Consider the following 14,094-nt stretch of genomic DNA (forward strand, 5'->3'; position numbering starts at 1 on the left):
TTCGATGACTAGAGAAGACCTTGAGGCGGAGAATGCGCGGTTGCGCGCACAGGTGGCGACGCTGGAGAGCAGCCGGAACGCGCTTGTCGCCAGCGCGGCGCGGCAGCGCGCGATCTTCGACAGTTCGACCGATTTCGCGATGGTCATCACCGACCCGAATGGGATCATCACCGATTGGAACCCCGGCGCAGAGCAAGTGATGGGCTGGGCTGCCGAGGAGATGATCGGCGACAATGCCGAACGGTTCTTCCTGCCTGAAGACGTCGCGAACGGGCGTGTCGATCACGAGATGACCCGAGCGCTAGCGGATGGCCGCGCGTCGGACGAGCGCTGGCATGTGCGCAAGACCGGCGAACGCTTCTGGGCGTCGGGCGAGATGATGCCGCTTCATGATGGCGGCAACGTGCATCTGGGCTTCGTCAAGATCCTCCGGGACCGCACCGAGGAGCATGTCGCCGGCGTCGCGCTCAAACAGGCCAAGGAGCGTTTCCAGACCATCCTGGAGACCGTCGATTCCGCGTTCGCGATCATACAGCTGAAGTTCGACGCCGATGATCGGCCGGTCGACTATCGTTTCATCGAAGCGAACCCCGCCTTCGCGCGTCAGTCGGGGGCCGATCTGCGGGGCAAATGGGTAACGGAGCACGCGCCCGATCTCGAACGGTTCTGGTTCGAGACCTATGGACGCGTCGCCAGGACGCGCGAGCCGGCCAATTTCGAAAGCTATGCCGAGGGCTTTGCGCGCTGGTTCGACGTGCGCGCCGTCCCGGTCGGCGATCCTGACGAGCTCCAGGTCGCGATCCTGTTCAACGACGTCACCGAACGTCGTGAGGCGGAAGATCGGCTCCGTGCCAGCGAAGCGCTGGCCCGCGAGAATGTCGAGCGCGTGCAACTTGCGCTGGCCGCCGGTGCGATCGTCGGGACATGGCATTGGGACCTTCCCAGCGACCAGTTCACGATCGACGAGGCGTTCGCGCGCGCCTTCGGTCTGGACCCGGCGCTGGGCAGAAGTGGCATTCCGCTCGCCCAGATCGTGGCGACCGTCCATCCCGACGACCAGGAAGGACTGGCCGAGGCGATCAACGAGGTGATCGCCCGTGGCGGGGCCTATGCGCACCAGTACCGGGTTCGCCGCGTCGACGGGAATTATTACTGGATCGAGGCGAACGGGCGTGTCGAACACGCGCCGGACGGCACGCCGTCGAGCTTCCCCGGAGTCCTGATCGACGTGCAGGAGCGGCGTGCCGTCGCAGCCCAACGCGACAGCGCGATCGCGGCGCTGCGCGCGCTTAACGAAAACCTAGAGCAGCGCGTTGCCGAGCGCACCGGCGAGCTGATGAAGGCCGAGGATGCGCTGCGCCAGTCGCAGAAGGTAGAGGCGATCGGTCAGCTCACCGGCGGCGTCGCGCACGACTTCAACAATCTGCTGACGGTGATCCGCGGCTCGGTCGACCTGCTTCGTCGTCCCGGTGTGTCCGACGACCGGCGGCAACGCTATATCGATGCGATCTCCGATACGGCGGATCGCGCCACGAAGCTGACCGGGCAGTTGCTTGCCTTCGCTCGGCGTCAATCATTGACGCCCGAAGTGTTCGATGCCGCTGCCAGCGTCCGCACGATCAGCGACATGGTCCGGACGCTGACCGGATCGCGCATCAAGGTGTCGGTCCGGCTGCCGTCCGAGCCTTGCCATATCGACGCGGATCGCAGCCAGTTCGATACCGCGATCGTCAACATGGCGGTCAATGCGCGCGATGCCATGAAAGGCGAGGGCGACCTGACCATCATGGTGGCGGAAGCATCGCGGATGCCCGCCATTCGCGCACATCCGGCGGTATCCGGCGCATTCGTCGCGGTCTCCCTCACCGACAGCGGGCCGGGCATCCCAGCGGACAGGATCGACCAGATCTTCGAACCGTTCTTCACGACCAAGGGCGTGGGCGAGGGGACCGGCCTCGGCCTCAGCCAGGTGTTCGGCTTCACCAAGCAATCGGGTGGCGACATTTTCGTCGAAAGCACGGAAGGGGAAGGCGCCACCTTCACCATGTACCTGCCGCGCGTGGAGGGTCTCGGCGACGTCGCGGTCGAAGCGGGCGATACATCGCTACAGCTAGGCGAGGGCGCGTGCATTCTGGTGGTCGAAGACAATGCAGAGGTCGGGATGTTCGCGACGCAGGCGTTGGCGGAGCTGGGCTACAACACCGTCTTGGCGATGAACGGGGCCAAGGCGCTGGCGGAACTGGCGACCGGCGTCGAACGGTTCGACGTCGTGTTTTCGGACGTGATGATGCCCGGCATGTCGGGCGTGGAACTCGGCCAGGAAATCGCCCGCCTATATCCCACGCTGCCGGTCATGCTCACCAGCGGTTACAGCGAAGTGCTTGCGCAGAGCGGGACGCACGGCTTCGAGTTGCTGCACAAACCTTACTCGATCGATGCACTGTCGAGGGCGATTCAGAAGGTTGCGCGGTACCGGCGACGATAGGCGGGCGCCGTTAAGTTGGGTCGGCCAGACCCTCTCAGTCTCCGTCACCCCGGACCAGTCCGGGGTGACGGAGCGCATTGGATGCGCCGCCAACTACGATTGTCGGGCCCTATCGCAAGACGTGCTCAGCACATTTGCGGACAAAGGCGGCGCTTGCCTGCTGATGTGCGACTGGAAGCATGTGGCCTCCGTCCGTCATCTCCAGCGTCGCGCCCGGAATGGCCTCGACCGCGCGGTCGCCGTCGATCGTCGGGGCGATCGCCTGGTCGTCACGACCATAGAGCAACGCAACCGGGATCGTCAGATCGGCATAACGGCTGACGATCGCGGTGAGGTCGATATCGGCGCTGGCCAACTCGACCAGCGCGGCGTTCACCGACACCGGGCGATCGCCTAGTCCGCCGCCGCCACGTGTGGCGAAATCGGCCGGGACCGGATCGGGCGCGAAGATCTTACCCCAGCGCAAGCCGTATGCCGCCCGACTGATCGGTGTGCCAAACAGATTGGCGAAAAGCGCACGCGCACCAGGGTTGCCTTCGATCGCGCTTGCCACCGGGGCAGGCATCGCTTGAGGCGGTTGTGTCATCGGGGCCAGCAGCAGAACGTCCGCGACGCGATGCGCGACCGTCGCGAGAGCCTGGACGCGCTGACCACGGAGGACGTCGCCCAAGCGCTCGTCTACGCGTTCGCGCAGCCGCCGCGTGTGTTGGTGGAGGAGATCCTGATCCGCCCGGTCAAGCAGGTATCGCCCTGACGAGATCGAGCGGAAGCGGGTTCAGAAGCTAACGACGCGTGCTCCAGCGCATAGCTCTAGTACGTTGAGTGAGCGCTGTTGGGTACATCGGCGGAGGTAAAGCTGCTGCTTCCATTTATGGTTGGCGCCGATGCCGGTAAACGAGCGGCTTAGATTGCAAAGCCGGATCGGTAGGCGATTGACCGGACCAGAACACCGCTTCGCTACATGTTTCGGGTCTCCTTCCCACTACAGTCCCAAGGGATGCAGTTCGCGGATGAGTTCGATCAGCAAGCGGAGGCCGGCAGGTACCTGTCTGCGGCTCGAATAATAGACGTGGTACCCGGGGCCCGTCGTCGCCCAATCGCGCAGGACGATGCGTAGTTCGCCGCGCGCGCAATAGGGTTCGAACAGCGGCTCGGGGCCGTACATCAGCCCGGCGCCGCCGAGTGCTAGCCCGAGCATCGCGCGGCCTTCGTTAACGTAGATCTTGCTGGGCACGCCGACCGCGAACTCGCCATCGGGGCCTTCGAAATCCCACCGGTAGATGCGGTCGTCGCCTAGCCGGACGCCTAGGCAGCGGTGTTGTTGGAGCTCGTCGGGATGCTGCGGGTCGCCGAACCGGTCGAGATAGGCGGGCGATCCCGCGACCACCCAGCGGATATCGGCCGAGATGCGTTGCGCCACCATGTCCTCGGGGACGGTGCCGCCGTGCCGGATCCCCGCGTCGAAGCCACCGCCGACGATATCGACCATGCGGTCGGTGGCAACGATATCCAGGTCGATGTCTGGATAGCGATCAGTGAATTCGGGCAGGACCCGGCTGAGCAGAAGCGTGGCCGCATCGACGACCACGTTCAGCCGGATGCGACCGGTCGGTGCGTCGCGGTAACGGTTGAGATCCTCGACGGCCTGGTCGATCGCCGCGAAGGGCTGCGTGATCGCATCGCGCAGTTCCTCGCCCGCCGCCGTTAGCGTCACGCTGCGATTGGTCCGGTTGAGCAACCGCACGCCGAGCCGACCCTCCAACCCCTTCAGCGCATGGCTAAGCGCCGACGCGCTGACGCCGAGCTCCAACCCGGCGACGCGGAAGCTGCGGTGCTTCGCGATCGCCAGGAATTAGCTGAAGTCGGCGAAATCGGATCGGCTCGTGACCATGTCCTGTTATGTATCCCAGAGCCCTACGCGGCCGAACCCAGGTACTGTGCATCGGTCACCGGCTCCAGCCAGTCGACCGGGCTGCCGTCCAGCGCTTCCTGGATGGCGATATGCGTCATCGCGGTGGTCGACGTCGCGCCGTGCCAGTGCTTGTGGCCGGGCGGACACCAGATCACGTCGCCGGCGCGGATCTCGACGATCGCCTCGCCCTCGCACTGGGTCCAGCCGCAGCCGGCCGTGACGATCAGCGTCTGGCCGAGCGGATGCGTGTGCCAGTTGGTCCGTGCGCCGGGCTCGAACGTCACCGCCGCACAGCTGTGCCGTGCGGGCTCCTTCGCGGTGTTGAGCGGATCGATGCGGACCGTGCCCGTGAACCAGTCGGCGGGGCCCTTTTGCGACGGCTGCGATCCTGCGCGTTTCAATTCCATGGTCGTACTCCTTTGAGGCTATGTGTCAGGCGATTTCAGGCAATCCATCGAACTGGTTGTCGAGCGTCACCGGATAGTCGCGCACGCGGACCCCGGTGGCGTTGTAGACCGCGTTGGTACCGGTGAGGTGGAGATGCTCGCGCAGTGCGTCGAGCAAGGTGGTGCGGGGGTCGAGCGACGGCGTCTCGCGCTTGCCGTTCACCGCGAAACTCACGGGCATCATTGGGGCAGCCTTGGTCTGGGGAGGGGCGGCGGCGGCAGGCGTCGCGGCGACGACGGCGGTTGCGGTACTGCCGGCGAGCAGCCCGCGGCGCGAAACTTCGAGTTCGGGGGCGTCCGACATGAAACTCAATTTCCTTCCCGACCGGCTTGCGCCGCGCCACAAAGATTGCAGGCTTTGGCCCAAGACAGGGTATGTTCACTGGATACTAACGCAGCGCCGCGGCTTTCGTGTCGGTGGCGTGGCTCAACGGAGCGGTGAGAATTGCTCATTGATCGACAGCAGTGGTGCGGTCATGGCTTGCGGCGGCGAGCGCTGCGATTGCCGCCACGCCGAGCAACGCGGCACTGCTGAGAAACTCGGGCACGGCACCGGCGGTGTCGTACACCAGGCCGCCAACGGTCGCACCGAGCGTGATCGCCAACTGGACCACCGCGACCATCAGGCCGCCCCCCGCCTCGGCGTCCTCCGGCAGGGTCCGGGCGAGCCAGGTCCACCATCCGACGGGCGCCGCGGTTCCGGCAAAGCCCCATATCGCGAGCAATGCGGCCGTAGCGAGCGTCGATCCCCCGAACAGCGCGAGGCCAACCGCGACCGCCGCCATCGCCGCGGGCAGTACCCAGAGCGTCAGGAACAGGCGCTTGACGATGACCCGACCGATCACAACTGTCCCGACGAAGCCCGAGGCGCCGACGATCAGCAGCATGACGGAGAGCATGACGACGCCGACGTGCGTTACCTGTTCGAGGAACGGGCGGAGATACGTGAACAGTGCGAACTGGCCGACGAACAGCATTGCAACCGCGAACAGCCCGAGCAGCACGGCGCGACTTCGCAGCAACCCGATCGTCGCGCGTGCCGACTGATGCTCCGCGACGGGGAGCCTGGGCAACGCGATCGCCTGCCAGGCGAGTGCCCCGACCGCTACCGGCACCACGCAGAAGAACGCGCCACGCCAACCGATCAGGCTGCCGAGGAGACTGCCGAGCGGGGCGGCAAGCGCGGTCGCGAGCGCAGTGCCGCCGCTCATGATCGCCAGCGCCTTGCCAACCGACTCCTCGGGCACCAGTCGGATCGCGATCGCCGCCGACATCGACCAGAACCCGCCGATCGCGACACCGAGCAGCGCACGCCCCGTCATGAATACGAGGTAGCTCGGCGCAAACGCGACCATCGCACCTGAGACGATCAGCATGGCGATCAGCGCGAGCACGACGCGGCGGCGGTCGATCCGCCCGAGCAGCACGGAGAAGGACAGGCTCGTGACGACCGCGAACACACCGGAGATCGCGATCGCCTGACCGGCCTGCCCCTCGGTCAGGTGCAGCGTCTCCGCGATCGGGCTGAGCAGGCTGACCGGCAGGAATTCGGATGCGACCAGCACGAAGCTGCATAGCGCCATCGCATACACGGCGCCCCAGCATGCCGGCCTGGCACTGCCTTGCGTCGCATCGAATCGAGTCGCTGGAGTAGCAACGAGGGTGGCCATGTCGGCGCGTCCTTCCGGCGGATGGGGAGTGCCCGGACGATGTACGCGCAGGCTCATATGTTCTCTCGAGCGCGGTCGGCGACGACCGGCTGTACGGCGAGGTCGCAAAATAGTCCGTCTGGTCTGCTCGAACAATTCGCCGCGTCGTTGATGAAGCGATGAGCTGTACTCATCATTGCGACATCGATCAGTCGCAGACGTTGTCGGACAAGCCCCGCGGGACTCAACCTCCGGTCAAGCGTGATTGCCTTGGCGAAAATATCGCCCTCGATTTCGGGGCTCGTTCGCCACCGGCGCCGCCAGCTGATCGCGTTCGTCCCTACTGGGGGCGGTTCAGCGAAAATTATGACAGGTCGGCGAGTGGGAGGTCGCCGAAGACCCCGGCTTTCGCAAGATCGTCCGCACCGGCGTGGCGGTGGCGGTGGCGGAAGCGGCGCTGGCGCACTCGGTCCATGTCGATGTCGACGGACTGCGGCCGCATCGCCGCTATTGGTACCGCTTCCGCGTTGCAGGTGCCGGCGTGAGCCCGATCGGCACCGCACGGATCGCGCCGGCGGGTGGGGCATCGCTCGACCGGTTGCGGCTCGCGATGCTGGGCTGCCAGGATTTCGAGACGGGCTTCTTCACCGCCTTTGCGCACGTCCCCGCGAGCCCGATCTCTAGGCGGCGCATGCCGCGGTCGCCTCCATCATGTCGTTCGACGATAATTGGGCGGGCGAGTTCGACAAGGATGGCAACCCGCCCGAGATCTTCGCGCACCGTAAGGCGGCGGCGCTGCAGGCCTGGTACGAGCATGTGCCCGTCCGTCGCGCACAGCGGCCCGGGACGAACGGCACGCACGCCTATCGCCGGCTCGATTACGGCACGCTCGCGCGGATGCACGTTCTCGACACACGCTCGTTCCGCAGCGATCGGCTCTGCGAGCGCCCCGGACTGCCGCGCGCGCAGCTCGACGCGTGCGTTCCCGTCGATCGGCCGGAGCGGACGATGCTGGGGGCGGCACAGGAACGCTGGCTCGACCAGGGACTCGCCAACGATGCCCACTGGAACTTCGTCGCGCAACAAGTGCTGTTCATGCCTTATGACGCGCGCAAGGACGGCGACACGACGCCGATCGTCGGCAAGGACAATTGGAACGGCTATCCGCTGTCTCGCCAGCGGCTCGTCGACGGCATCGCGCGGCGAAGCCTGACCAATGTCGTGATCGGCAGCGGCGATCTTCACCAGAACGTCATCGGATCGGTGCCCCGGACCGCCGAAGACGTCGGCGGCCCCGCGATCGCCACCGAGTTTCTCGCGACCTCGATCTCCTCGGGCGGCACCGGCGGGCTGCACTATCCAGGCGAAAACCGCACGCTGGACAACAACCCGAACGTCGCCTTGCTCAACAATCAGCGCGGCTATCAGCTCTTCACCGTGACCCCGGATCGATGGCTCGCCGAAGTGAAGGTGATGGACCAGGTCGATCGGCCCGGCGGATCGATCTCGACGCTGGCGACATTCGCGGTTGATCCCAAACAGCCGGGCCCGCAATCGGGCTGACGGTCCAATACGTACGCTTAGGAATAAGTGCCTGATGTTTTGCAGCACCTTCACGCGCGCGACGGTTTTACGAACAAGTAACGGTCATGATTAGGATGCCATCCGGCACCATAACTTCCGCAGGAGTCCGATCGTCAAGTCGACAATTAGCTTTCGTCCATTCACTCTTGCCTCACGTCTAGTAGCCCGCGTAGCCGCTCTGCATCTCCCGGCGACGCTGGGTTGTAGACGATCATCCCGAGTTCCGGTCGTCCTTCGACGGCGAACGAGGAAAACTCCATTGCCAGCAGCCCCGCGTCAGGATGATGGATACGTTTCACCCCCTCGGTATGAGCGGACACGTTGTTGTCCTCCCATAACGCCGCGAACTCGGGGCTGAGGCGAGACAGTTCGGCGATCAGCGTGGTGGCTGCCGCACTGTTGTTGGCGCCCGCCCGCGCGACGTCGGCGCGGAAGGCACCCACGACATACCGGGCGATGTCGTCCCAATCCTCGTTCCGGGCGCGGATATGGTCGCTGCCGAATATCAGGCGAAGGATATTGCGTCCTTCGCGCGGAAGCTTGGCATAGTCGGTGAGCAACAGCGCAGCCGCCCGGTTCCAGCCAACGACGTCCCACATCGCCGTTTTGATGATCGCCGGGCTCAGCAACATCCCGTCCAGTACCCGCTGAAGCCGGGGACTGATGCCGTCGACGGGTTGGTAGCGGGCCTCGGGGAGACGGCCCAGACCCAGCATGTAAATGTGCTCGCGTTCGGGCTCGGTCAGCATCAACCCCCTGGCGATGCGATCGAGCACATCCGCCGAAGGCGCACCACCACGACCTTGTTCCAACCACGTGTACCAAGTCGGGCTGATGTTCGCGCGGCTTGCCACCTCTTCACGACGCAACCCCGGGGTACGCCGCCGGCCGCTGTCAAACCCGAATGCCACGGGATCGAGACGTGCTCTACGATCGCGAAGATAGGTTCCGAGTTGGTTGGGTGCTTCGCCGGCCATGATCGATCCTATTAAAAGCTATACCACTATAAAGGCACTACTTTAATACTTTTGGATGTACCGCGATACGTCGCTTTCGCAAGAAGGAGATTTTACATGCGCGTATTCCTCACCGGGGCGACAGGCTTCATCGGCTCGCACGTCATTCCAATGCTGCTTGATCGCGGGCATCAGGTACTTGGCCTGACCCGTTCCGACGCCGGTGCTCGTCGACTCGAGGACGCCGGTGTCGAAGTGCATCGTGGCGATTTGGAACAGCCCGAGACGCTGGCGAGCGGCGCCGCAGCGGCCGACGCGGTGATCCACTGCGCGTTCGATCACAATTTTGCGACTTTTTTCCAGAATACCAAGAAGGACGAACGCAACATCGCGGCGATGGGCGCGGCGTTGGAAGGGACGCAGAAGACGATCTTGATCACCTCGGGCGTCGGCATCGGCACACCGATCAATGGAGGTCCTGCAACCGAAGACGTGCTGAACCCGCGGCATGCCAATCCCCGGATCGCCACCGAGCTTGCCGGCGCGGCGCTGATCGCCCGACGCATCGACGTGCGCACCATTCGGTTGCCGCAGGTACACGACACCATGAAGGCCGGGCTGATCACGCCGCTGGTCGCCGAGGCGCGCCGTGCTGGGGCCGTGGCGTACGTCGGCGAGGGGGGACCCGTTGGTCGGCGGCGCACGTCAGCGATGTGGCGAAGCTCTATGTTCTCGCATTGGAAAGGGGCGAGCCAGGTGCCCGATACAATGCGTCGGTGGAGGAGGGCGTCACTGCACGCGCCATTGCCGAGGCGATCGGAAAAGGAACCGGGCTGCCCGTCCGCGGAATCGAGGCCGACGAGGTAGAGCGCTATTTCGGCTGGATGGCACCGTTCGCAGCGCTCGATATGACCGCGTCGAACGCCTGGACGCGGGCGCGGCTGGGGTGGGAGCCGACTGGGCCCGACCTGCTTACCGACCTAGCCGCGATGGATTATTCGGCGCCCGCGGAAGCCTGACCGACTGTCGTTGCGCGCTGGCTTACCAGGACGTCATGCCGGCGGGCAGCGACTTGTGCTGCTGCTTCAGGAGGGGCCAAACCGATGCCTGCCCGTCAAATACAGGTCATCGATGCGCGCTACCGGTATAGGAGTTGGTACAACACGATCAGCCCGCATAACCCACTGTGCAATAATTGGGGGCGGGCATTTCGAAGTCCATGACTGGCCGCGGTACACAGCTTTTGGGCACTAAATCAGGCCACGCCGCGAATTGCAGACTGAGGTTGCGGGCGACGTATCCGGCTGCATCTCGGATATAGTGGAGTTCAGATAACCGCGCAGACCGTCTTCCACTCGAGATAACTATCCATCGCCTGCTTGCCGCTATCGCGCCCCCAGCCAGACGCCTTCATCCCGCCGATCGGTAGCGAGGCGTCGTACATCGCGTGGCAGTTGATCCAGACCGTTCCTGCGCGCAACTGGCCGGTGAGGCGGTGTGCGCTGGAGAGCGACTGCGTCCAGACGCTCGATGCGAGGCCGTACTGGCTGTCGTTCGCCGCCGTTACCACTTCGTCGAGATCGTCGTATGGCTCTGCGACGAGGACCGGGCCGAACACCTCTTCGCGGACGATCGTCATGTCGGGGCGGACGTCGACTACGACGGTCGGCGCGAGGAATATGCCGGCCTCGCCCGGGCGGTCGCCGCCGGTAAGGACGGTCGCGCCTTCGTCCCGCGCGCCCGTGACGAAGCTTGCGACGCGCTCGGCCTGGCGGGCGGACACGAGCGGACCCATCTGCGTCGCGGGATCGAGGCCGTGGCCCATCGCGAGGCCCTTGGCATAGGCGACGACGCCCTCGATCACCTGGTCGTGGATCGAGCGGTGCACATATAGCCGCGAGCCGGCGATGCAGACCTGGCCGGCGTTGAAGAAGATCGCGTTGGCGACGCCGGGGATGGCGAGGTTGAGATCGGCGTCGGGCAGCACGATCGCGGGCGACTTGCCGCCGAGTTCGAGCGTGACGCGCTTGAAGTTGGTCTTCGCCGCATCGAGGATCGCGCGGCCGGTCTGGGTCGAGCCGGTGAACGCGATCTTGTCGACCCTCGGATGCGCGGCGAGCGCAGCGCCGGTCTCGCTGCCCAGCCCGGTGACGATGTTGAGCACGCCCGCGGGCAGCCCCGCCTGCGTCATCAGTTCGCCGAGCCGGAGGGCGCTGAGCGAGGTGTCCTCCGCCGGTTTCAGGACGATCGTGCAGCCGGCCGCCAGCGCGGGGGCGAGCTTCATCGCGGTCAGCACCAGCGGCGAGTTCCACGGCACGATTGCCGCGACCACGCCGACGGGTTCGCGGAGAGTCCAGGTCGAGATCTGCTTGCCCGCCGGCTGGTAATCGATCGAGCTTTCGATCGTATTGCCCTCGATCGCCATCGCCTGGCCGGCGAAAAAGCGGAACTGGTTGATCGCACCGGGGATCTCGGCCCAGCGCGCGACGAACAGCGGCTTGCCCTGGTCAAGCGTCTTCAGTTCGTCGACATGCGCCTCGATTAGGTCGGCGATCGCCCACAATATGCGTGCCCGGTTGACCGGAGTGGTGGTGCGCCAGCCGTCAAAGGCCACGCGCGCAGCGATTACCGCCTAGTCGACGTCGCCCGCCGAGGCGAAGGCGATGCGGCCAATCTCTTCGCCGGTCGCCGGGTCTAGCGTTCCCAACGTACGTCCTCCCTCGGCCGACTGCCAAGCGCCGCCGATCAGCAATCCGGACCCGGTCGCGCGGCGATCTAGGAAGGCGCGCGTATCGGCGCGAAGTTCGGGGCGGACGATCATGACGGCTTCTCCTGCAAGGCTGGCACCGTGGCGAAGCCGGCCGCGCGTGACCAATCGCCACGCCTGAAAAGTCGCACAGCGGATAGTCGCGGTGACGCGGGCCAATCGCATCATCGGGCGGTTCTAGGAAGGCCCCAGCAAAAGCGCCGGCCCGGATGGTGGCCGCGCGATCATCATAGCGGGAACATCATGGCTTATCGTTTGGGCGTCGATGTCGGTGGGACCTTCACCGACCTGCTGCTGCTGGATCAGGAGAGCGGCGGGTTCTGGCGGCACAAGACGCCGTCGACGCCGCATGACAGTTCGGTCGGCATACTGACCGGGGTCGACGCGATCTGCGCGGAGGCGGGCATCACGCCTGCCGAGGTCGAGTTCTTCCTGCACGGCACGACCGTCGCGACCAATGCGGTGCTCGAAGGCAAGGGTGCGCGCGTCGGTCTCGTCACCAGCGAGGGGTATCGCCAGATCATGCAGATCGCGCGCAGCTTCGTGCCCGGTGGCCTTGCCGGCTGGATCGTCTGGCCGAAGCCCGAGCCGCTCGCCGCGCTGGAGGATACCGTCGAGATCGCCGGGCGGATGGATGCGCAGGGCAATGAAGTCCGTCCGATCGACGACGCCGATATCCGCGCGGCGCTGGAGGCGTTGAAGGCGCAAGGGATCGAGGCGCTGACACTGTCGTTGATCAACGCGTATCTGAACGGCGCGCACGAACTGCGCGTGGCCGAGCTGGCGGCGGAGATCCTGCCCGACGTGCCGCTGTCGCTGAGCCATGTCGTGCTGCCCGAGATGCAGGAATACGAGCGCACGCTGACGACCGTCGCCAACGCCGCGGTCCACCCGATCATGCGCAACTACGTCCGTAACCTGCGCACCAAGCTGCGTGACAGCGGCATGGCGGGGAGCCTATCGTTGCTGCGCTCCGATGGCGGGTTGATGTCGTCGGAAAAGGCCGAGGAGCATCCGGTGTCACTGCTGATGTCGGGGCCTGCGGGCGGCGTGACCGGTGCACTCTGGGTCGGCAAGAACGCCGGTATCCGCAACATTTTGACGCTCGACGTCGGTGGCACCTCGACCGACGTCGCGCTGATCGAGAACCTTGAGGCGCGGCGCGTGCGGACGACCGAAGTCGGGCATCTGGCGGTGCGAGCGTCCGCGCTCGACGTGAAGACGGTCGGCGCTGGCGGCGGCTCGATCGCCTACGTCCCCGAACTGTCCAACGCGCTGCGGGTAGGTCCGCGGTCCGCGGGCCCGGTGCCGGGGCCGGTTGCGTACGGCAAAGGCGGCGTCGAGCCGACCGTGACCGACGCCAATGTCGTGCTCGGCTATTTGCCCGAATCGCTGCTCGGCGGCGCGTTCAAGCTCGACCGCGAGGGCGCCAAGATTGTCGTGCAGGGGATCGCCGACAAGCTTGGCATCGGCCTGATGCAGGCGGCGCGCGGGATCATCGACATCGTCAACGAGAACATGTTCGGCGCGCTCCGCATGATCTCGGTCCAGCAGGGCTATGATCCGCGCCACTTCGCGCTGATGGGGTTCGGCGGGGCAGGGCCGCTCCACGTCAACGCGGTCGCGCGGTTGATGGACAGCTGGCCCGCAGTGTCGCCGGTTTCGCCCGGCGTGCTGTGCGCACTCGGCGATGCGACCACGCAGATGCGGACCGAGACCGCACGCAGCTTCTCGCGCCGGTTCAGCGAGACCGACGAGAGCGAAGTCCAGGCGATCCTCAACGAGATGGCCGCGCAAACGCGGGCCGAACTCGCCGCCGAGGGCATCGCCGACGCCGACATCACCTCGCTGTTCGAGATCGACGTGCGCTACGAAGGCCAGGCGTTCGAGGTGCCGCTGTCGATCGATGCCGAGACCCTAGCACGCGATGGGCTCGCCGGCGTCACCGCGCGGTTCGACGAAGAGCACCACCGGCTGTTCACCTTCAATATGGAAACCGCGCACGAACTCGTGAACCTCCGCGCGGTCGCACTCGGGCCGCTGCTCGACCTCAAAGCGCCGGTGCTCCCCGAAGGCAACGGCGATCCGATCGCCGCGAAACTGCGCGACCACGAACTCTGGACCGACGGCGCGATGCGGCCTGCGGTCATCTACGACCGGTCGAAACTGCGCGCCAACGACGTCATCCCCGGCCCGGCGATCATCGTCGAGATGGATTCCACGACGCTGATCGAAGGCGGCTGCATCGGCGTCGTCGACTCGGTCGGCAACATCCTGATCAATCTGGCCTGAGAG

The 14,094-nt window shown here is 65.6% G+C and carries 11 protein-coding genes and 3 pseudogenes; 6 read left to right on the forward strand and 8 right to left on the reverse strand.

What is annotated here, in order from left to right; translation table 11 throughout:
- Positions 1-4: 4 nt before the first annotated feature.
- Entirely contained in the window at positions 5-2,485 is a 2,481-nt protein-coding gene (locus QP164_RS04215; RefSeq protein WP_333922251.1) for a PAS domain-containing hybrid sensor histidine kinase/response regulator, read from the forward strand.
- 109 nt (positions 2,486-2,594) lie between these two features.
- Here QP164_RS04215 and QP164_RS04220 read toward each other — a convergent pair whose 3' ends face one another.
- Positions 2,595-3,038, reverse strand: a complete 444-nt coding sequence (locus tag QP164_RS04220; RefSeq protein ID WP_333922252.1) for an alpha/beta fold hydrolase — start codon at positions 3,036-3,038, stop codon at positions 2,595-2,597.
- Positions 3,039-3,053: 15 nt separating this feature from the next.
- On the opposite strand from QP164_RS04220, the gene QP164_RS04225 reads away from it, so the two are divergent.
- Positions 3,054-3,239: a hypothetical protein gene (locus QP164_RS04225; protein WP_333922253.1), complete on the forward strand. Its 186-nt coding sequence runs from the start codon at positions 3,054-3,056 to the stop codon at positions 3,237-3,239.
- A gap of 228 nt (positions 3,240-3,467) precedes the next feature.
- Here QP164_RS04225 and QP164_RS04230 read toward each other — a convergent pair whose 3' ends face one another.
- The 4 genes from QP164_RS04230 to QP164_RS04245 all read right to left on the reverse strand — a co-directional run bounded on the left by QP164_RS04230 (position 3,468) and on the right by QP164_RS04245 (position 6,513).
- Positions 3,468-4,334, reverse strand: coding sequence for a LysR family transcriptional regulator (locus QP164_RS04230; RefSeq protein WP_333924179.1), 867 nt, complete (start codon positions 4,332-4,334; stop codon positions 3,468-3,470).
- A gap of 65 nt (positions 4,335-4,399) precedes the next feature.
- Complete coding sequence (locus QP164_RS04235; RefSeq protein WP_132736742.1) at positions 4,400-4,804, reverse strand: (R)-mandelonitrile lyase; 405 nt, start codon at positions 4,802-4,804, stop codon at positions 4,400-4,402.
- Positions 4,805-4,829: 25 nt separating this feature from the next.
- Positions 4,830-5,147 carry a hypothetical protein gene (locus QP164_RS04240; RefSeq protein ID WP_333922254.1) on the reverse strand — a complete coding sequence of 106 codons (318 nt, stop codon included), beginning with the start codon at positions 5,145-5,147 and terminating at the stop codon, positions 4,830-4,832.
- A 145-nt stretch (positions 5,148-5,292) separates the two neighbouring features.
- Positions 5,293-6,513 (reverse strand): MFS transporter, encoded by a 1,221-nt coding sequence (locus QP164_RS04245; RefSeq protein WP_333922255.1) that lies wholly within the window; start codon positions 6,511-6,513, stop codon positions 5,293-5,295.
- 415 nt (positions 6,514-6,928) lie between these two features.
- On the opposite strand from QP164_RS04245, the pseudogene QP164_RS19760 reads away from it, so the two are divergent.
- Positions 6,929-6,997: pseudogene (locus QP164_RS19760) on the forward strand (hypothetical protein); the annotation flags it as partial.
- 2 nt (positions 6,998-6,999) lie between these two features.
- On the opposite strand, the gene QP164_RS04255 reads toward QP164_RS19760, so the two are convergent.
- Complete coding sequence (locus tag QP164_RS04255) at positions 7,000-7,185, reverse strand: hypothetical protein (RefSeq protein ID WP_333922257.1); 186 nt, start codon at positions 7,183-7,185, stop codon at positions 7,000-7,002.
- Positions 7,186-7,203: 18 nt separating this feature from the next.
- Here QP164_RS04255 and QP164_RS04260 point away from each other — a divergent pair, with 18 nt between their 5' ends.
- On the forward strand, positions 7,204-8,055 hold the full coding sequence (locus QP164_RS04260; RefSeq protein ID WP_333922258.1) for an alkaline phosphatase D family protein: 852 nt from the start codon (positions 7,204-7,206) through the stop codon (positions 8,053-8,055).
- Positions 8,056-8,216: 161 nt separating this feature from the next.
- Here the strand turns inward: QP164_RS04260 and QP164_RS04265 are convergent, their stop codons facing one another.
- Positions 8,217-9,053, reverse strand: a complete 837-nt coding sequence (locus tag QP164_RS04265; protein WP_333922259.1) for a helix-turn-helix transcriptional regulator — start codon at positions 9,051-9,053, stop codon at positions 8,217-8,219.
- A 96-nt stretch (positions 9,054-9,149) separates the two neighbouring features.
- On the opposite strand from QP164_RS04265, the pseudogene QP164_RS04270 reads away from it, so the two are divergent.
- Positions 9,150-10,051: pseudogene (locus tag QP164_RS04270) on the forward strand (SDR family oxidoreductase).
- A 308-nt stretch (positions 10,052-10,359) separates the two neighbouring features.
- On the opposite strand, the pseudogene QP164_RS04275 reads toward QP164_RS04270, so the two are convergent.
- Positions 10,360-11,853, reverse strand: a pseudogene (locus QP164_RS04275) (aldehyde dehydrogenase family protein).
- 189 nt (positions 11,854-12,042) lie between these two features.
- Here QP164_RS04275 and QP164_RS04285 point away from each other — a divergent pair.
- Positions 12,043-14,091 (forward strand): hydantoinase/oxoprolinase family protein, encoded by a 2,049-nt coding sequence (locus QP164_RS04285; protein WP_333922261.1) that lies wholly within the window; start codon positions 12,043-12,045, stop codon positions 14,089-14,091.
- Positions 14,092-14,094 lie beyond the last annotated feature (3 nt).

This window comes from Sphingomonas sp. LR59, assembly GCF_036855945.1.
Classification (GTDB): Bacteria; Pseudomonadota; Alphaproteobacteria; order Sphingomonadales; family Sphingomonadaceae; genus Sphingomonas.